Annotated in this window: 22 protein-coding genes; 19 read left to right on the top strand and 3 right to left on the bottom strand. The window is 49.3% G+C overall.

Annotation, left to right across the window (positions count from 1 at the left end; translation table 11 throughout):
* From FH871_RS31300 to FH871_RS31270, 7 genes are all read left to right on the top strand, one after another.
* The coding region (locus tag FH871_RS31300; protein ID WP_212768294.1) for a hypothetical protein at nucleotides 1-315 on the top strand (315 nt) is incomplete at its 5' end.
* Between the two features lie 263 nt (nucleotides 316-578).
* Nucleotides 579-1193, top strand: coding sequence for a replication/maintenance protein RepL (locus tag FH871_RS31295; protein ID WP_138995262.1), 615 nt, complete (start codon nucleotides 579-581; stop codon nucleotides 1191-1193).
* Nucleotides 1156-2055: a toprim domain-containing protein gene (locus FH871_RS31290; RefSeq protein ID WP_138995261.1), complete on the top strand. Its 900-nt coding sequence runs from the start codon at nucleotides 1156-1158 to the stop codon at nucleotides 2053-2055. Before FH871_RS31295 ends, FH871_RS31290 begins: the two co-directional genes overlap by 38 nt.
* Complete coding sequence (locus FH871_RS31285; protein WP_138995260.1) at nucleotides 2048-2962, top strand: hypothetical protein; 915 nt, start codon at nucleotides 2048-2050, stop codon at nucleotides 2960-2962. The genes FH871_RS31290 and FH871_RS31285 overlap by 8 nt, the downstream gene beginning before the upstream one ends.
* Before the next feature lie 2664 nt (nucleotides 2963-5626).
* Nucleotides 5627-5890, top strand: coding sequence for a hypothetical protein (locus FH871_RS31280; RefSeq protein WP_138995259.1), 264 nt, complete (start codon nucleotides 5627-5629; stop codon nucleotides 5888-5890).
* A gap of 8 nt (nucleotides 5891-5898) precedes the next feature.
* Nucleotides 5899-6297, top strand: coding sequence for a hypothetical protein (locus FH871_RS31275; protein ID WP_138995258.1), 399 nt, complete (start codon nucleotides 5899-5901; stop codon nucleotides 6295-6297).
* 358 nt (nucleotides 6298-6655) lie between these two features.
* A complete protein-coding gene (locus FH871_RS31270; RefSeq protein ID WP_138995257.1) occupies nucleotides 6656-9181 on the top strand; it encodes a tape measure protein in 2526 nt (841 codons plus the stop codon).
* A 76-nt stretch (nucleotides 9182-9257) separates the two neighbouring features.
* Here the strand turns inward: FH871_RS31270 and FH871_RS31265 are convergent, their stop codons facing one another.
* Complete coding sequence (locus FH871_RS31265; protein WP_138995256.1) at nucleotides 9258-9701, bottom strand: hypothetical protein; 444 nt, start codon at nucleotides 9699-9701, stop codon at nucleotides 9258-9260.
* Nucleotides 9702-9791: 90 nt separating this feature from the next.
* Nucleotides 9792-10289 carry a hypothetical protein gene (locus FH871_RS31260; protein WP_138995255.1) on the bottom strand — a complete coding sequence of 166 codons (498 nt, stop codon included), beginning with the start codon at nucleotides 10287-10289 and terminating at the stop codon, nucleotides 9792-9794.
* A gap of 597 nt (nucleotides 10290-10886) precedes the next feature.
* On the opposite strand from FH871_RS31260, the gene FH871_RS31255 reads away from it, so the two are divergent.
* From FH871_RS31255 to FH871_RS31210, 11 genes are all read left to right on the top strand, one after another.
* Nucleotides 10887-11087, top strand: coding sequence for a hypothetical protein (locus FH871_RS31255; protein ID WP_138995254.1), 201 nt, complete (start codon nucleotides 10887-10889; stop codon nucleotides 11085-11087).
* A gap of 256 nt (nucleotides 11088-11343) precedes the next feature.
* Nucleotides 11344-12126, top strand: coding sequence for a hypothetical protein (locus FH871_RS31250; RefSeq protein WP_138995253.1), 783 nt, complete (start codon nucleotides 11344-11346; stop codon nucleotides 12124-12126).
* A complete protein-coding gene (locus FH871_RS31245; RefSeq protein ID WP_138995252.1) occupies nucleotides 12119-12307 on the top strand; it encodes a hypothetical protein in 189 nt (62 codons plus the stop codon). Before FH871_RS31250 ends, FH871_RS31245 begins: the two co-directional genes overlap by 8 nt.
* An 84-nt stretch (nucleotides 12308-12391) precedes the next feature.
* Complete coding sequence (locus FH871_RS31240) at nucleotides 12392-13879, top strand: hypothetical protein (protein ID WP_138995251.1); 1488 nt, start codon at nucleotides 12392-12394, stop codon at nucleotides 13877-13879.
* Between the two features lie 289 nt (nucleotides 13880-14168).
* On the top strand, nucleotides 14169-14678 hold the full coding sequence (locus tag FH871_RS31235; protein WP_138995250.1) for a hypothetical protein: 510 nt from the start codon (nucleotides 14169-14171) through the stop codon (nucleotides 14676-14678).
* Nucleotides 14679-14731: 53 nt separating this feature from the next.
* Complete coding sequence (locus tag FH871_RS31230) at nucleotides 14732-14959, top strand: hypothetical protein (protein WP_138995249.1); 228 nt, start codon at nucleotides 14732-14734, stop codon at nucleotides 14957-14959.
* 13 nt (nucleotides 14960-14972) lie between these two features.
* Nucleotides 14973-15221 carry a hypothetical protein gene (locus tag FH871_RS31225; RefSeq protein WP_138995248.1) on the top strand — a complete coding sequence of 83 codons (249 nt, stop codon included), beginning with the start codon at nucleotides 14973-14975 and terminating at the stop codon, nucleotides 15219-15221.
* A 16-nt stretch (nucleotides 15222-15237) separates the two neighbouring features.
* Nucleotides 15238-15714, top strand: a complete 477-nt coding sequence (locus FH871_RS31220; RefSeq protein WP_138995247.1) for a hypothetical protein — start codon at nucleotides 15238-15240, stop codon at nucleotides 15712-15714.
* 23 nt (nucleotides 15715-15737) lie between these two features.
* Nucleotides 15738-16457: a hypothetical protein gene (locus FH871_RS31215; RefSeq protein WP_138995246.1), complete on the top strand. Its 720-nt coding sequence runs from the start codon at nucleotides 15738-15740 to the stop codon at nucleotides 16455-16457.
* A gap of 154 nt (nucleotides 16458-16611) precedes the next feature.
* Complete coding sequence (locus tag FH871_RS33355) at nucleotides 16612-16770, top strand: hypothetical protein (protein WP_171063020.1); 159 nt, start codon at nucleotides 16612-16614, stop codon at nucleotides 16768-16770.
* Nucleotides 16771-16863: 93 nt separating this feature from the next.
* A complete protein-coding gene (locus FH871_RS31210) occupies nucleotides 16864-17130 on the top strand; it encodes a hypothetical protein (protein WP_138995245.1) in 267 nt (88 codons plus the stop codon).
* A 587-nt stretch (nucleotides 17131-17717) separates the two neighbouring features.
* Here the strand turns inward: FH871_RS31210 and FH871_RS31200 are convergent.
* On the bottom strand, nucleotides 17718-18422 hold the full coding sequence (locus FH871_RS31200; protein WP_138995243.1) for a recombinase family protein: 705 nt from the start codon (nucleotides 18420-18422) through the stop codon (nucleotides 17718-17720).
* Nucleotides 18423-18990: 568 nt separating this feature from the next.
* Here FH871_RS31200 and FH871_RS31195 point away from each other — a divergent pair.
* On the top strand, nucleotides 18991-19740 hold the full coding sequence (locus tag FH871_RS31195; RefSeq protein WP_138995242.1) for a ParA family protein: 750 nt from the start codon (nucleotides 18991-18993) through the stop codon (nucleotides 19738-19740).
* Nucleotides 19741-19787: the final 47 nt, after the last annotated feature.

Below are 19787 nucleotides of genomic sequence, written 5' to 3'. Positions count from 1 at the left end.
CGTATGGCCGAAAAACACTTTACGAACGTGGCAAAAAAGAACTTTACCGGAGGACTCGGGGCGTTATTGGGTGACAGCCCGAAACAGGAAGACAAACCCGCAGCGGAAACGCCAGCCGCGCCCGCCCTGGCCACCGATGCCGAAACGCGGGCAACCTTCATTGTCAACGAAAGCGATCTAGAGAAACTTCGCTCCATTGCCTACTGGGACCGGCTGTTAATCAAAGATGTTCTTGCAATGGCGATATCAAAGCATATTGCCGAATACGAAGAGGTTAACGGACCCATCAAACCCGCCCCCAAAAAGGCGAAGTAAGGGCGTACTTTTCTCCTTGACCAGCAAAAAAAGACCTGGCTCTAACCGGCATTATCCCTCGCGCCCGCGTGCGCGTGTTAAGATTAAGATAATCCTAGTGCTGATAGTCAGATAGTTACACCCTCAAAAGTGCCAATAACTTAACTTCTGAGGTTAATAGTCTAACATATCAGGTTAAAAAAGTGATGGTAAAACTGTCCTGAAAGTTTAAAAAGATTGAATTATTAGTTTAATTTGGCAGTATCATTTTTAACCTGCTTGTTATGGCTGAAAAGTATGAGATCAGTTTAAAGTCGTACCCGACTCACAAAGACAATCCATTTGTCGAGTCAATGGTGATCAATACCCGAAAGAAGTTGGTAGCAGTATCGAATCCAAAGGATAAGGCTATCGTAAACCGGGTTACAGGTGAACTAGATGACGCCTATTTTATCGGGGTCAGGAAGGAGGTAGACACAGAGCAATTCGTTAAGATATTCATTAACCAAATGAACATCCTGTTCGAGTTGTCCAAGTCAGCACAAAGCGTTTTTGCTTACATCCTCCACATTGCCGACTACAGCGATAAAATCATAGTGGATCTGGACGAAGCAAAAGAACTGACCGGGTACAAGTCAAAAGCGGCAATCCTGGCAGGGCTTACGGAGCTACTGAAAAAGGAGTTTATTGCAAGGGGTCCGGCTTTCAACGTCTACTTTATGAATCCGCAGATATTCTATAAGGGTGATAGACTGGTATTGCTGACGGAGTACCGACGGAAACAGGCAAAGGCAATGCACAAACCTAGCGGCCGTCAGCAGATGAAAATATTTGATGACCTAATGGCAACACCTACCACCGATGAACAGCAACCAGGCGAAGAGGATTCCGATAGCTGACTTTCTACGCAGGATCGGGGCCACACAGGACACGGCAAAAAGCACCGATTCCGATAAATGGTTCTATTCCCCATTCCGGGAGGAAAGAAGCGCGTCGTTTAAGGTAAACATCGAAAAGAACGTCTGGAGTGATTACGGCGGGGCAGGCAAGCAAGGGGGCAACATTACGGATCTGGTAATGAAGCTCTACAATGTTGACTTTTCGGGGGCGTTGAAAGTACTGGACAAAGAAACGCCCGGCATTGACCGACTACCGAACCGACCTACTGAACAGCCTGCCGCCAACAGTCGACAAAACCGGATACTCAAAGTAGCTGAGATCAACAAAAAGCCGCTTATTACCTACCTTACCGACGTTCGTAGAATACCGATCGATCTTGCCCGGATCTATGCCGTTGAATGCACCTACACCAGCGACGACCGGCTTAGTCGGGGGCTTCGCCATTTCTACGCTATCGGGTTCAGAAACGACCAGGGGGGATATGAGCTGCGAAACCCGCAGTTTAAGGGCGGAACCAGCCCGAAGGGTATCACCACCATTCCGGGCGAAGATCGGCAATCAGTAAACGTTTTTGAAGGGTTTATCAGCTTCCTGTCGGCACTGGTATTGCTCAAAGGCAAAGACCGCCGATTTATCAATGATGTGATTGTATTGAACTCCCTGTCATTCGTTAATGATGAATTGATTTTAACGCTTCAGCGATACCGGACCGTTAACCTGTTTCTCGATAACGATGAAAGCGGCAAAAAGGCCGCTTCCTGTGTTCTTTCTTCCATTCCCTACGCTGTAGACTACTCGCCAAAGTACTACCCTCAGCACAAGGATTTCAACGACTTTTTAACCGCGCAACCGCATGAGTGACAGCGTAAAGATAGAGAAAAAGCCACCGATTTACAAGGTTCTCAGTGGCAACATAATCATGTTCCAGGACTACCAGTTAGACAGGGAGTCAATCAAGTGCGACGGGGCTATTTTGTTTGAACGTCTCATGTACGAATCTTTCAACTGCTACGTAAAAAATCCAGAGTCCGAAGGATTTTACTATCACTCCAAAGAAGACTTTGCAAACGAGTACGGGATAGGAAAGACCCGGTTTGATAAAATACTGGCCTACTTCACCGGGCTAGGGGTGATCCGTTCCCGAAACATGGGTTTCCCTCGGGTATTGCACTACAGCGTTGACTTCCTGCGGCTTACCTATCCCGATACGCTGAGGGAAATATACCGGGACAAAGGGAACCTTATAACGAAAAAGTCAAACGAGTTTGATGATGTCTACAACTACATCCACTACCGGAGCGAGAAAGCGAATGCAACCACCTCTACCGACTCAGAGCCAAAGGAGCACGTTATAACGGCTAAGTTCATACACTCATTCAGACAGGTATATTACAAGACCAAAGCTGATTGCAACCGACATATAAAAGCTACCGGTACCGGAACACCCGTAAAGCTAGCCCTTCCGAGAGACAGCACACAATCGGTTTGGCTTAACGTCTCAAACGCTCTGATTGAATTGATGGATGAGCGGGAGTGTAGTTACGGGGTTGTAGACATTGCTGCACAAATGTTTATAGCTGACTTCATAAACACACTGGCAGGCTTTAAATCTACTTTCATTGATCAATCCCCACTAATCGGACAATCTTTGAAGGAGGTATCAAATCCTATCAAATTCCTCCTTACCCCTGGGGATGACTGGGAGCTACCGATAATGTCACCGTACATCAAAGCAGCCGTTAAGCACTTGGAGGAACTGCCATTTTGACCCCTCTACAGTTTGATGATTTCCGCCAACTGTAGAGGGGGTATTTTCATTCAGTAGCCCGGTATCTCTTTCCGTAGTGTCTCTACAGTTGTCCTTTATCCGCAAACTGTGTCGGCTGATTTCCGCCAACTGTAGCCGTTTACACCATATAGTATATTAAGTTAACTATTAAGTTGAACTAACTTTGCTAGTCAAGAAAGGGTGTTTGTCAACACCCGATACCGAAAAACGGAAAAGGTAAAAACAAAATGCCGTTACCAGTGACAACGCTATTTTTGCTAGTCAAAGAAGAAAGGACCGGGTAGGGGGGTAACGGATCAGCACTGACAAACGGTAAGGCAGAACCAACCAACAAGGCCCACGCCGAACGTGGCCAGCTCTGCTACTGAATAGCGTCCACTCCCAACGGACGGAAAAGCCCGGCAAGTTTATTGGAGTTAGTCACACACCAGGCGCGAACCTGACAAAACCTCACTTTCCCGCAGAGGTGCCGACTACCCCTGAAGAGTTTTTATTCCCGAACACCCGCACGATGCCGGGAACGTCCCACGTTTGAAACGCGCAACGCTTTGTATAAACTACAAATCAACAGCCCGGATTATGTACCAGGTACAAACGGCATACGCCCGCGCTGAGGACCGGAAATATATTTCTACCTACGTACTGAGATTAGAAATACGTTTCCAGTTACGTACCTGAGTGCAGCGGGTAGTATCTCTTACCCGTAAAAAGGGCAGCGTAAGGAATCCCAACGCCGGGAAGGTTTTTTCCCAGTCACAACGCAGGCGTCAGGAAGATTTTTCTTGGGTCATTACGCAGGCCCGCAGCAGCGGAATGGTTTAATCCACATTTTAGCCCCGTAGAGACACGAACGGTTAAAGATATATCAATAGTCAACTTTGATTAGATCGTTCGTCAGGCGCAAAGAATGCGGCATCTGTAGCGCAATAGGGGCGGGTAATATTCCTGGCAGTCTATCAGATACGACCGTTTGCCTAGTATTGTGCGTACTCGTGCAAAATTCCTAGGGGGGTACACCCTCCTTTCATATGTTCGATTCCGGGCTAAAAATCAAGTTTCACCATCAACGCCGGGCGTGCGAAGTGCTGCCGAAACGCCGCGAACGGCATACCAATACCCATTGAGCCTATGCCGAAGGTTTTCCGGGAGTCAAATACGCACGTATGACGCCCTAAAGAGTTTTGTCCCCCGATAAAAAACGCACACGAAGCGAATGAAGGTTTTTTTGGGGTCATACACGCGCAGGTGAAGCGGAAGGTTTTTTCACGGTCACAACGCCCGCAGGTGAGGGGAAAGGTTTTATGGGGGTCAATACACGCAGGCGAAGAGTTTTGTTCCCCCTACGCGGGCGCGAGGGTTGCCGATTTGAAGAGTTTTTGTACCCGATAAAAAAGGACGTGAATCGACCAGGCGGAACACCTGAAGAGTTTCCCCACCCGAACGCGCAGGCGCGTAGCTGAAGAGTTTTCTTACCCATAAAAAAAGGGCAGAAATCCCACACATCCGACACTATAAAACGCGCGTTGAGTTTTTGGAGTCCATAACACGGGCGCGCGTCTGAAGAGTTTTTCCACCCGGTAAAACGCGCGAAGCGGACATATCGGACACTATAAAACCCATCTATTGAGTTTTCCGTGTCCATAACGCGCGGGCGCGATAGGTCACTGATATTTACTTACTTTATTGAGTTTTGTCAGTCAGTCACGCGCAAGGCAGAGAAGCCGGGTTTAACCCTAACCATTGAGTTTCCGGAGTCAGTCACGCGAGGGGGTCGAAATAAAGGTTTTTTCCTAGTCATTACGCACGTATAGCAACCCCCCGAAGCGGGAGAACCTGAGAAAACCTGAGATGTTGGAAGGCAGAACGGAAATTCCCGTTTTGGTAGAACCTCACAAAACCTCACTTTTCAGGGGCAAATAGTGACAAATATTGACATTTCACCGGGCGGATGTTTACAAATGTTTACATTCTGAGGGGTGCCACGGTAGAACGGTGCTGACATTCGTAGACATTTCCAACGCGAATGATGAGGAATGATGAGATTTCAGGGGGCAGGAACCTAACAAAACCTAACATTTTTACAAAACCGATGGGGGGGGGTGTTGACTATTGTTGACCTTTCCGGGGTATAGACTTGACAAAACTTGACATTTCCGCAGTGTTGCAAATTGCAACGAAACCCGGCGATGTTAACAATTGTCAACATTTCAGGGGGAATTATCCAGACTCCCACCTCAGCAGCTACGCCGAAATGCTAACAAATGCTAACAATCCCCCAGGCGCGAACCTGACAAAACCTGACATTATAGAGAAAATCTATCAGATTTCTATTCTTATCAACTCCATTTATCAAGCCCCCCACCTTTGCGGGGCTTTTTTGTTGCCCTCCCGAGCCATGTAGTAAACGGGGATTTGGGCCGCGAATAATCACGTAACTTCCTGATAGCCATTTCACAAACGGGGGCAATGCTATTATTCCAGTCGGTAAATTTGGTAAATCCGGGCGGTGAAGCGACCTATCAATCAAACGGGTTAATTGAGGGTAAAAAATAACCTAACTTCCTGATAGCCATTAATCAAACGGTACAAAAGTTATTTTGAAGGGCGGTAAATTAGGGTTCGCAACTACATAACTAACTAACAATGAAAACATTAATTCCCCCCGGAGTAAGCAATCAGGTTGCTGAAGCGGGCAAACTCATTTCTGAACAAACCCGCAGCCTGCAAGCCCTTTTAGGTCCGGCACTGGACAATGTAGGTAAGGCACTGGCCAACTGGCACAGCCACACACTAAAGCAGGTGCATGACCTCTTACCAGGCGCGAACTTCGCCGGACCTCCGCAGGGGGTTGATCCTGCCGACATCTTCCCTTACGCAACAGCCAAAGTCAACCCCACCGATAACTGACTACACCCATGAACAAGCACGCAGGATATACAGAAATTAAACTTGAAGACGGCTCCGTAATACCTCTCAAATTCGGTATGTGGACTATGCGGGAAATCTGCAAGACGTGGAATACCGACCTGTCAGGCATGCAGGCGGTGGCCGACTCGCTGCTAAAGAAAGACCCGTTTACAGCGATGTTCGACATGATCGGACCCGCTGCACAGTACGGCGCGGTAGAAGCCGGGAAGGAAGACACCAGCCGCCCCAGTGAAATGACAATCAGCCGATGGATCGACAACACAGGTGGTATGATCGGTTCGCCGGTTGTGGGGCAGGTGATGGACGCTTTTGCAAATGCAATGGGTACGGATGCGGCCGCAGCGGTAGAGCAACCAGCAGGCAAAGGAGCAAAGCCGGGAAAGTAGCAAACGCCAGGCCCGCGTCCGACGGTTGGCAAAAGTCTTGGGCGGAAGTTGAATCGACGGCATACGGCAAGTTTCAGCTTACCCCTCAGCTTTTCTACGACCTGACGCCCTGGGAGTACTGGCGACACTATGACGGCTATAACGACAGAATTTGTGAGTTGTGGCGGATTGCCCGGTTTCAGTCTGCCGTAGTGCTGATGTCGGTTGCGGGTAAAAAAGCACCGTCGCCGGAAAAGCTGCTACCGCTACCGGGTGATCCTGGGTATGGGGATAAGCAAAAAGAGATTGCAGTCACGGGTGATCAATTCATTGACATTTTCTTAAAAACACACGGGGGCCGGTAATACCGGGTAAAAACTTGTCTACACAAACATTAAGCGTTGAGTTAGAAGCCAAACTAGGCAACTGGTCGAGCAACTTAGAGAAAGCGCAATCAAAGTTAGAGCAGTTTGCCGCCCGCGCTGAAAAAGCCGGGCAAACCCTGTCGGTATCGCTTTCCGCACCGTTGGGCTTTCTGGTTAAAAAGATGTCCGACGCCTTCGGGCAATCGGATTCAATGGCGCGGGGTCTGGCCACGCTGGAGAAGAACGCAGACACGCTACAAGCGCGGCTGGCTCACCTCAACGAAATAGCCAAAATGCCGGGTCTGAGTTTCGAGGGGGCGGTAGAGGGTGATATTAAACTTCGAACGGTTTTAGAGAGCATTTACGGGATTCAGGGCGCGGCCGAAAAGTCTTCTGAGATTATGAAGCAATTCGGCAATTCACTCGCGGTAGAGGGGAAGGGCAAAGAAGCGTTCGACCGGGTGTTACATGGGATTCAGCAGATGTCAAATACTGAATTTCCGTTAGGCGAAGACCTGAATATTATCACCGAAGCCGCAAGTAAAACCGTACCCATCCTGAAAGAAGCGTTTGGAACGTCCCGCGCTGAAGACCTCCGCAAAATGGGTATCACCTCCAAACAGGTGATGGAGACGATGTTGAAGGGCTTGGAGAAATTGCCCCGCGCGTCAGGAGGTTGGAAGAACGCGCTTGAAAACATGGGTACGGCCGCTAATAAGGCAATGGCTGATGTATTCGGCTCCATCGATAAAGTATTGGGCCTGACGGGGCTAATGGATCGTTTGTCGGGCATTATTACCAGTATGGCCGAACGCTTTCAAACCCTGTCGCCGAATGTGCAACGGGTGATTGCCGTTCTTGGGGGGTTGGCTATTGTTGTACCTCCGCTATTGGCGGGCCTGGGCTTTCTGACCAGTACGATCTTGCCCGCTATCGGGGCTGGTTTTGCTGCCGTATTTAGCCCTATCGGGTTGGTTGTGGCGGCTATTGCGCTGGCGGTGGCTGCTATTGTTATGCACTGGGATAAAGTCAAAGCCGCGCTGGTCAATTCGGGAGCCTGGGACAAGCTGAAGACCATCGTAAAAAGCGTACTGGGAATTGTCGTTTCAATCTTCGGGGTGTTTGCAAATCTGTTGCAAGGTGACTGGGGGGCGTTATGGGAGAGTTTTCTAAACATCCTGAAGAACTCCTGGAACCTGATACTGTCGTATGTTGCGCTAGGTTTGAACGGTATGAATAAGCTGATTTCAAAGGGTCTTCGGGCAATTGGCGCGAATAGCCTGGCCGACCCGTTCGACAAGGCATCAAAAACGATTGACGATTATTTAAAGAAACTCAAATACGACGTTCCAGACGCAACCGGCAAGGTTAAAAGCCTGTTTGACGGGCTTAACTTCGGGGGCAACCGGGATGATAAGATCCTCAAGACCGGGGGCGGTAGCGGAGGAAAAGGCAAGGGTAAAGAAGCTGACACCTGGGCGGAACGGATGCGGAAAGACCTGAAAGCGGTCGATGACCTGATTAAAGAGTTTGAAGCGAAGAATCCCGGCAAGATTGACCCGTCGCTGACCTTTATGAAGATGCAAAAAGGTTGGATTCAGGACCAATTAGGTATCAATGAGAAAACCGACCTACCCAGTAGCACCGATATTGGCCCGGTAAAATCAGCAGCCCAACGGTATTGGGAAGCTATTTCTAAGGGGTGGCTTACTCCGATGGAACGGGCGTTTAATGCCCGGAAAAGCGACGTAGGGCGGATGTTTTCGGATGTTCACGCATCGATTGCCGCGTCGATGAACTCGGTAACAGCCCGTTTAGCCGGGGGTATATCCTGGCCGGAAATCGAGGGGCGTCTAACAACGATGCTGGCAGGAACCAAAGACGCCGTTGCAAAATATCAGAAAATGGCCGGGGATCTGATGAGACTTCCGGAAGGTCAGCGGGCCGCAGCGTTGCAGTCCTGGGAAGACTTCAGCACAGGGGTTAGTGAGATACTAAAGCAGGGTATGCAATCGGCATTTGAAGGGGTTGGGGAAATGCTCGGACAGATGCTTACCAAATCGGCCGGTATTCAGGCGTTGCCGCAAATGTTGTTAGGCGTAATCGGTGGCATGGCAATTCAGTTGGGCAAACTCGCTATCGGGATCGGTATTGCGTCAGAAGCAATTAAGGCATCGTTTAAAAGCCTGGGAGGGGTTGGGGCTATTGCTGCCGGGGTTGCCCTGATTGCACTCGGTACGGTCGCAAAGGCCGGGGCCGCAAAGATCGGCAATAGCGCTCCCGCCCTGGCCAAAGGGGGGTTGGCGTTTGGGCCAACAATGGCAATGATCGGCGATAACCCCCGCGCCAATGTCGATCCGGAAGTAGTTGCCCCGCTGAGTAAGCTAAAAAGCGAACTGGGGGGATCTGTTGGCGGAAAGCAGTCTGTACAGGTATCTGGTGAGTTTTCCGCCCGAGGTAGTGAACTGGTGGCGGCAATCACTAACTATTTTGATGCTAATGAGGGCGAAACTCCTAGCTATTTTAATCGACGCAGGTAATAATCAGGGTAGGTAATGAAAGGGTTAGTTATGGGTTAGTTGGAGAAGGGGGCCGTTTTACGGTCTTTTTTCTTTTCTACTGAATCCCGTATTGTAGCTGTCCACCGGTATCTGATTGCAAATCTAAGGCTACCTTGTTGAGGGCGTTAAAGGAAACCATAAACGGCGACGTTTTTTGTCCCCGGTTCTCAATAGCTCCAAGATCCGAGTCGATACCCGGAACCAGAAAGCCGCCCGATAGTCTAATTTTCCCTTCGTTGGTCGATGCGTAAATCACATACTGACAGTTTGCGCCGGGGCATTTCCGTTTTGCCGTGGTGATGCTGCGGAGGGTGGCGTCTGATCGGTCGAGACTATACCCGGCACTCAGCAGGTAGGCACCGACCTTTTTGTACAACTCTTCATCCGGTAGCGAGGTGTTCAGAAAGATTACATTTGCTTTCTTTACCGGGGCTTGGTCACTTTGGGCGTAGGTGGTTTGAGCCAGAAGAAAGGCTAGGGCAACAGCAAGGGCTTTCATTGGTCGAGGTGTTGATTTGTTCGTAATGATAATCAATCTACCCCGCAGCGTTGCAATTTGAAACGCCGTATTTCGCAAACGGTAGCTACCTCAGCAATCCGCACCAAAGGCCCGCGCAAACAACGAAACGGCACTATTCCCGTCAATCTCAATTATCGGCGGGTATCTTTTGCCCGGTAAACCCTGTTTTACCTGCTTTTCCTCAACGTCACGGCACGATCTAATCAAAGTTAACCATTGTATCAACTCTTGGCTATCGTTCAACGTAGGCCAAATATGGGCGTTTTCTTCACAATCATCACCGACCGCAATCCGCATCACCTCAATAAGTGACTTTCCACGGTCCCGGTATATCCGAATTTCGGGGCCGGTGCTGAACTTCCGGTAGAGGATAACGACTGATCCGGGGTTGCATTTCGGGAACCTCTGATAGTGTTCTCCTATCCAGTCTTCAAGCCTATCTACAAACATTTCCGGGGATTCTATTTGTATAGCATCTTTGACCAGTTCGAGAGCCTTGCCGCAAACGGATTGTATGAACCGGTTGGGGTGATTGAGCCAGATACCCGCGATAGTTGCCCGCATCAAAATAGTATCAGTTTTTGGTTAACATAATATCAGACAAGATACGATTATTCCGGGGCGTTGAATTAAAATAATATGAGGATAATATGAGAAACCCGAAAAATCAGTATAAATATTCCGTGGATATTCCGTAAAGAACAGCGTAAAAACAGCGTGAGGGCATTTTGCTTAATAGGACGTTTCCGGCAATGGGTTAATTTAATGTAGATACAATAGTTAGTATAACAACTATTCGGCCCGCTGCCGCAAGGTAGTCTGTTCTATTGCCCCCCCCCAAAGCGAGAAATAACGGTTATTTAACGGTTATGAGTGCCATGCATTGAAATGTACGCCGGGGTTACAATTAACCATTTCTTGCCCGGTAAAAAGGGCAAGGCCCGGAAACGTTGAGTTTTTTCAGTCTCACACACGCGGGCGCGCGCGAGGGGCTACTACCTGGGTTCGACCTGATCTAAGCCAGGGTACGGTAAATTGTTACCGATCGATGCCGTAAAAGCGGTAAGAAGTTACCGCAGCGTTGAGTTTTTTGAGTCAGTCACGCGAGGGGTTTTGTTATGACTAACAATGTCTTATATTTGTAATACATAATATTACAAAAGAATGGCAAAGCAAACTAAGGTATCAAAGACCTACCGGCTACCCCCCGATACTATCGGACTAATTGAAAAGCTGGCTACCTTTTTCAACGAAAGCGGGGCCGAAGCCGTAGAAAGGGCTGTTAATCTACTGGAAAGAGAGAAAGAGATTGAAATTAAGCGGGAGTACGATCAACGGATGAGTCAGGTAAAGTCCGCAAAGTGAACGTACCCGTTTTACATATGATGAATAATTGCATTATTTTGTAATACATTGTTGTTTATTTGTCTTGCATTTATCAATTCAGGTAGTTATATTTGTTTCAAGATTAACAATCGGGAATATTCAGAAAAGGCGGTATAGTACCGAGGAGGTTGCCCGCTGGACCGTATGAAGCCCCAAAAACAGTAAACCCCTCCACAGATGCCCTAGGAAAGCCGGTGGAGGGGTCACAAGTCAAACACTTTAACTTATCATCAAAATGTCAACGGGACAAATGTACTCGGGGAAAGGGGAAACTACAACCCAAAGCCCAAAAAATGATTCATCGGTCATTAATCCGACCGTTCAATCAACCTTCACGCTGCCGGACTACTTCACGGCCCAATTTGCAACCCCTGAATTGACCCAACAACTCCGCTACGACTTTGAAGCGATGCGGGACGGATTTACGGACAACTCCCGCAACGAAGAGGATAATGCGCGAATCAACGCCATTTATGACGCGGTGATGCAGTTACTTGACTCGGTGACGAATCCGCAGCCGCTACCGGACGTTCAAATCAACTCCGACAAAATCCGGTTCTTTGACATCGCTAAGACCGTTTTTGCAAGCCAAACAGTGATTCAGTCCGACGGTATGCTTTTCGACCTTGTTTCTGATCCTGATAGTTTGGCGCAGGCTACTGAAAATATTGCCGCTTGGTATTCTGCCTGGGTTATTAATGTGGACAACAGCGCGGGCGACATTCCATCGAGCCACTACCTGTTTACTTCGCTGGTTGAGTTTCTTTCTCGGATGACGTTAGCGGTTTCTGATGTTCAGGCAGAAAAGGCGGTTAGTGAGTACTCAAAAAAAACGAAGATTGCCGCGCTTCAAAAGGAGCTTGCCGATAGCAATAAATACATTGGGAAGCTGGATGAGTTTGTCCTACTGATGCAGCAGTCTACAGATTTTATTGCGCAGCAGGAAGCCGAAATCAAACGGCTACGGGATCTTTACGAACCGGCAACACCAGCCACGGAAGGAGGTAAAGGTGAGTAATCTTGCTTACAATCAGGTTGCCGCCATTCTGGAGCAACAAGACGCCCTGGCTGAACTGGTGTTTGGCCCGCATGCACTACCGCCTACCGCAGCCGAAAAAGCCCTCAACGCCCTTACTTCGGAAATCGACCAATTTGCTGAAGACCTGGCCAACGGCAAGTTCTACTACGCAGCCGTGTAATAACAAAGTTATAACAAAGGGGGTGGGTACTTCATACCACCTCCTTACCCCTCTACTTTCTTCACTTCAAAACACCATTCAGCGATGAATACCCCTAATTATATCCAGCGTTCCAACAACCAGACCAGCGTTTTACTTCGCCCAATGTATGAGCAAATGGGTTTTGCCGCCCGTCACTTTCCGGGCTGGATCACGCCCCGCGTTCAAAAGTTAAACCTCACCGAAGGGAAGGACTTTCAAACGTTTATTCAGGACCGTCACACTCAGTACGTGGTTTCGGTCCCGGTTGCCCTGTCGATCCTGGCGACGGTCCCGGAAACCAAAGCCGGACCAATCAAACGCGAACTTTCCGAAGCCCTTACCGCCGACGCCCCGACGGAAGCCGAAAACGCGCCCGTAGAGACACCCGCGCCGGAAGAATTACCGATTGTGTCACCGGAGCCTAAAAAGCCCATAGCGGTCAGATTAACCGGGCCTATCGGGGTAATGCAGATTGAGGGGCGGGCGGCTGTTGAAGCTGAAGGGCTGTTTAACCTTTGGAACACCGAAGGGAAGACGCCGTTAAAACAGTGGTTCGCTTACCGGATTGCAAAACTCGGGCTTACTGCCGGGAAAAGCTACGTAGAGTACACCAAACCTGACGACACCCGGAAGAAACCCACACCCGGATACGTTGTCAGTATTGATGCGGCTATAGCCATAGCGGACACCGAAACAAAGGGCCGGGGCCGGATCGTAAGCGCATACCTGACCCGGTACCGTAAAGACTTGGCGAAACAGCGGTTATCAACCAAAGGCAAATTGTCGGATTTCATCGGATTGCAGCCGGTAAACGTAGCACCTGTTGAGCCGGAACCTACCGAGCCGACTAATGATCTACCGACGGATCAAAAGCCCGTACAATCGTCTCTTTTCGATGGGGCTACACAAACTGTGTACCCCTTGCCGGCCGATGTTACCCCCTCAGCGGATGAGACTTCAGAACCCGGATTATTTGCCCAAAATGGCAATAATTCAGAGAACGAGGTTTTGCAGGAAGATCCGAAAAGCCCGGACCCCATTGCCCCCCCATCCGGGGAAGCGGTCGAGGAACCTCAGCAACAGCCGGAGACGGAAAGGGACCAGGGGCCGAATATGTTTGATCTGATGGTAAAGTTTGCACAGGGGCTATTGCAGCAGGCACAGGGTATGGCGGACCTCTACCGGCAAACGCTGGCCACGTCGGGGACGGTCAGCGAACTGGTCAAGATCGAGCAACAGGCCGCACTGCGGAAGCTCGGGTTGTACCCTGGCAAAGCCGCCATTCCGTCTATGACGCTGCGGGATAAAATCAACTACGCAGTACAACGACGCCATGCTATCACCGGGGAAGCGCACGAAGACATATTTAAGGCGATTTACGCCCGGCTGGCCAACGATTACGGGTATAGTGTTCAGAGTTTCGAGCGCAAGAAAAATCAATCTAACCTCCAGCTTTGCGAGGAACTTGGAATTATAAGCATTGTCTATGACATCGTAAACAGCCCGGCATTCAATCGCTACCCCACGGCCAAACCAAAGGCCACGGAATGACACAATGAGAGGTTAGTTTTTGACTTTCGACGCAGCAAAGGCCCGGTAATATTCTACCGGGTTCTTTCTACCCATCCTGAGCAAAAAGTGCGTTTCCAGCGAGTTACCGCGTTCAATATCTCATTTTCCCCGCTTCTGCGGACAAATCAAAAGCCATGAAATCACACCAAACCTTACTACGGGCCTGCCGTTGGGCGGAGCGTAACGACAACAAAGTACTTGCCCTGTTCTACGTCGTTTTTGTGCTGATCCTGGCACTGTCGTTCATAGTGGCACCTCTTACCGGATCATGGAAACCATAGGCTACACAGGCGGATTCTTCGCCCTGGGGGTCATCCTGTCAATTCTTACCCTGACGGTGATCTACAGCAACCGACGCGCCAAAGACTTCGCTATTAAGGCAATCTGGCGGATGCTGCCTAATTACGTGGATCTGGTAATTTACGCGAACCTGGGGCCGGTTTACCTGACGCTAATCGAGGTAAGCACCGACGGCGAAGACCCGAATTACAGCCGCAACCCTCACCGCCGGTATATGCCGAAATTTGCCCTACTGGAAATTCAGTACAACCTAGCGAAGAAAAGCCATTTCCATAACCGGCATTGTCTGATCGGTTACGAATTGATTACCGAGATTCCCGAAATAGTAGAGGATGACGAAGAGGAACCCGCAGAGAAAGCACCCGACGTGTATTGGCATACGTTCAGCCTGCTATTCATGGACTTCTATTTACCCGCTACCGGGCCGTTTACGCCGTTCGACACCTCCGCTGCCACTGCCCGAAAAACGGATTATTAGTTATCATTACCCTTTGATATTCAGTGATTTATTCGTATTTTAAGGGTATGGGAATGATGGATAAAGCAGACAAGTATAACGGGCGTCTAACCCGCCCTTCACTGGACAAAAAGAAGGAAATTAAGGTGCCACCCATAACCGGGAAAGACAAGTATATGGTGACGGGGCGGGGGTTGTCAGGCCCGGTTTTTATCTACTTCAGCCCGGACCAGTTGGAAGCGAAACGAAAGAAGTACAGCGCAAAAGGGCAGCGATTGACAGGCCCGGTAAATGGCGAATAAACACGAACAGGTTATGAAGCTATTTGTAACACACTATGCGTCGGTAATTGTGATTAAGGCAAGGATAGGAACCTACGGGACCACCCGGTTAACGGTTGAGATAAACGGCAAGCCCTTTGCTGAGGGCGAAACCAGCAACAGAGGGCTAAAAGCATGGGTAGAAAGCCATGTGTTGTCAGCAAAAGCCCGAATCGACAGCGACCGGGCCGAAGCACTCCCCGCGTCGGACGTATTGTATGAATTAGGATTTAGGGACAAGTAAAACCAAACAAGCACCCATGATAAGAAACTTTCTTTCTCGGGGGAATGGCGAAACGCCGGACCCGGAGCCAACGACACCAGCCCTTATAGAAGAGACGCCGGTAGTGTCCGACCTGCCGACCAAAAAGGTAATTGAGCACCTGGGATCTGCTATCGAGATAAACGTTGAATTGAACGTGGCCACCGAAACGTATAACATTCTGAAAGATAGTCAGTCAGACAAAAAACACCGGCTAAGGGTACAACCTGCCGTTCCTGATCGGGAGGTTTACCACTATGTCCCCCCACGAGCCGGGAAGGTGATTAAAACCGAAACAGACTACTTTCATCACTGGTCCGTATTTGTTGGTAGCGAGTGCATTGCCAAATACAAAAGGGTCGAGACATCCGTGATGCTGGCCGACATCCGGAAAGCGATTAACCTGGCCAAGCTCTATATTGAAAAGGAGCGCAATTATTCCGGAGCCGACGTATTAAAGGAACTAGGTTTTTAATCAATCAAACACCCATTACACCCATGAGCTACATTAACTTGAAATTGATCGGAGAACTTGAAGAGGAAGCCGACCAGATGCGGACCATTGCTGAAACGCAGTCTTACGGATGGGAGAAAGACCGCCCGTTGGACAGTGTTACCTATATGGGGTTAATCAAAGCCAGCTTGCAGGGTCAGAACCTTTTTAAGCAACTTAAAAGCCTTCACGAGGTATGCACCGATTTTGCGGCCGGAAACTTTCAGAAGTACGAAGAGGAGTTTTACCAGGATGCCGACGAGGGGGAAGTTTACGACCCAATAGAAGACATCCGTTACCACTTTGCCCGCAACACCGTTTACAGCCTGCCGCCGACGATTGAGCAGTACGCCGACCTTATGGCGGTAGTCTCCCAATACGCCCGGATCAAGGCCACAAAGCGGGAAGGGTTCGCTAAGTTCTTCGGGAACATCCAGCGGGGCTACCTGGCCACCGACACCGACGGCACAGCGGTAATTGTCCCCACGGAAGAAATACCGGAATCGGTTTTGAATGAAATCGAGGTAAACCGGGAAATCAAAGAAATCGAGGTCGAATACTGCTTAGACAAATACAACGACTTTTACCAGTCCTGTACTTCGCTGATTGAGATTCACGCATGCAGCGCAAAGTACGACACCGAGAAAGAATCAGCACAGGGGTTGGCAGTAAACTTGCTGGGCTATTTCGAGGGCTGGAATGAGCCTACCGGGTTGGATCAATAGTTAATGGGTGTATTGCTGCAAAGGGTCGCGTTTCAGATGCGGCCCTTTTTTTTACGCTCACCCGGAAGGTTAAACGTAAATAAACATTAGTGATTGCTTGTAATGTAACGTTACATTACGTATCTTTAAGTGTTCAATTTAATAACCGCTATTTATGCTTCAAGGTATCATTAAGAAAACCCGCGCCGAAATTGAGCTGATAAAACGGCACCTCCGCGAAAACGAGGGAAAGCTCACCGAAGAGGAAACAAACCAACTCCTCGACAGATTAGGGCAGCGTATCGCCCTATTGTCACAACTCGAAGACGGCTAACGGTGTGGGGCGAAATGCCCCCGCATAAGTGAGGTGAAAGATTGAACAACCATAGCAGCAAAAAAACAAATCCAACACTTATTCCATCTAAAAATGATTAAGGAAAAAACATCAACCCAGGAGTTGCTCGACGCAATGGACGCGTCAATGGTGGAAACCAAGCGGACTCTTGACCTAAACGGGATCGCCTACGATCTCGGGGAGTGGGTCACAATCGCCGAATACGCCAAGCGATTTGGCATCGCAGACACCAGCAAGGTATCGAACTGGATTAGCCGGGGGACCATCCCCGCTAACAATGTAATTGAAGTACCCGAACTTAACGGGCTTCGATTAGTCAAGGCTGTACCGTATCGGTAAGCTTTAATCGCCATCCCCCCGGTGAAACAGAACTTTGACCCCCGACCTCAACGGTCGGGGGTTTTCTTTTTGGTGTGGGTGGGTGTATATGTATGGGTGATGGCAGTAGCCACAGGCAGACCCCGCCCGGGGCTAGCCGAAAAAATAGTTGAGAAAATCGACCCCAAAAACTCCGCTTTTCCTGATTTCCAACTATTTATTATAAACACCTTAAACCATTTTTACTATGGCTATCATACTTCCTTTTCAATGGGATTCCGGGAATCTCAAGCACATGATGGACAACCACGCCAACGGGCGTCCATACTACCCGCAGCAACTTGAAAGCGTGTTCAATGATCCTGCTGCTCACTTTACGACGGGGAGCCTTCATACCGGCAGCATGGAACAGCGCCTACGGGTCGTAGGATCTGATCATTCAGGTTCAGTCCTGCTGGTTAACCACATCATCAGAGACGGTCAGATTCGGGTGGTCACTTCGTTTCGTGGCCAGCAAAAAAGGGTCTGTTGCGCGATTACCGCATTCACTCTGCGTCAGTTGCCTCTACACACTCGACCGGAAGTATTGCACCAGGTTCAGCAGGATTTTAGTTCTGCTGAACCGACGCCCGTTTGTGGAGCCGCTGCACCTGCATAGCGTGAAACTCTTTCCCGGTTGAGGTTACAAACCCGTCACTGTTGAGTTGTTCGGCAATGTCAGCGTAAGTCTTTCCCTGGCTCCGCAGGTGGGCTACCATTGCTGACGCCCGCCGGTTGTTCTGGTTGTTCGCTGCTTTCCGCTTGATCGATGCAACCCCTTTAGCCTGGGCTTCACTGGTCAGGTTCTCGGGCTTACCTAGCACCGTACCCTGTTGTTGCTTTACGGCCAATGCCGATTTGGTCCGGCTACTGATCAATTCCCGTTCGTGTTGGGCCAACGTCGCAAAGATGCCGATTGTAAGCGTATTTGCATCCGGCATATCAACGCACAGGAAGTTAACACCCGAATCCCTCAGCGTGAAAATAAAGCCCGCATTCCGGCTTAATCGGTCGAGCTTCGCAATGATCAAAACCGCGTCGTTCTTTTTGGCCGCAGCAATAGCCAGTATCAATTGCTCCCGCTGGTTCTTCTTTCCGCTTTCTACTTCCGTAAACTCGGTAATGATTGGTGAGTCCCGAACGAAACCACGGACAGCCGCCCGTTGCCCGTCTAACCCGAGTCCTGAATCACCTTGCCCTTTGGTCGAAACCCGGTAGTAGGCTACGTACTTCTTTTGATCGGTCGAGGTTGCGGAGGTTAGTTTCTTTGCCATGACGGTAAAAGTGATTGCTGCGGTAGTGCTGATTGTACCCCTCAAAGGTATGCAAAAAGCCCAAATATAACAAATGTTAAACGACCGTTCAAGATATGTTATGTGTATGTATAGCATCCGTATATACATCACATGTATTGCAAATGTCTATACAATTAGGTATATTTAAGGGTACAAAGAAATCAACATAACTACTATGGAAGACAGCGCGTTAGTAATCCGACTCAGTAAGAAATCGAAGACCGCATTTTTGGCAATGTGTAAGGACCGTGAAATATCCATGTCTGACGCGGTGCGAGATTTTATTACCAATTCGGTAAGAAATTACAAACGACCAGCCGGTAAAAAGGCTAATGAAGTTAGCTAACAAGCTGTATGCCAACGAATTAGCGTATTTGGCTACTGGGGTTAGTCCTCAGCACCGTTCGGTAGTAGCTTTTTGCCTGCCTAAACGGATGAGCAAAGAACACCGTATTACTGTAGTTACCGAGTAATACCCGGAACACAGAGAACAGACCGTTACCCAATAAGCCGGTATTGCCCGGAAATCTCAATAATATCAGCACGCATGATAACAGGAAAAATATTGGCCGTTGCAAACCACAAGGGCGGGGTAGCCAAAACAACCAGTACGATAAACCTGGGGGCCGGACTTGCCCGGATGGGGAAACGGGTTCTACTGGTCGATCTTGACCCGCAGGCGAATCTAACGCAAAGTCTGGGGATTGCTCCCGAGGGCCCGCGCCCGAACATCTACGGAATGATCCGGGGCGTTTATCCGCTGGCCGTTGTTGAGGTAGCAAATAGATTGTCTGTCATTCCCTCTACGCTGGATCTGTCAGGGGCGGAAATCGAACTCAGCGGAGAAACCGGACGGGAGTACATTCTGAAAGAACTACTACAACCCGCCCGCAGCAACTACGACTTTATTCTGATCGATTGCCCGCCCTCCCTGGGGTTACTGACCCTGAACGCCCTGACCGCAGCCGACCAGGTGCTGATACCTGTACAGGCTCAATTCCTGGCCACGCAGGGACTCGCAAAACTAATTGAGGTAGTCGAAAAGATTCAGAAGCGATTGAACCAGGGGCTTACCGTCGGGGGCGTATTCCTGACTCAGTACGATAGTCGAAAGATCCTGAACAGGAACGTAGCTGAAGCAATTGAAACCCATTTTAAGGGGCGGGTATTCACTACCAAGATTCGGGACAACGTGGCACTCGCTGAAGCACCTACGCAGGGTTTAGACATCTTCCGGTATGATCCGAAGTCGAACGGAGCTGAAGACTATACCCGGCTTACTGAGGAACTTCTATAACATAAACAATACCGTATTACTTGTATTACTCGGTAATATCAATAACA

The organism is Larkinella sp. C7 (genome assembly GCF_006149005.1).
In the GTDB taxonomy this organism is placed as follows: domain Bacteria; phylum Bacteroidota; class Bacteroidia; order Cytophagales; family Spirosomataceae; genus Larkinella.
Note: the sequence above shows the minus strand (reverse complement) of the source record. Positions and strands in the feature narration are given on the sequence as shown.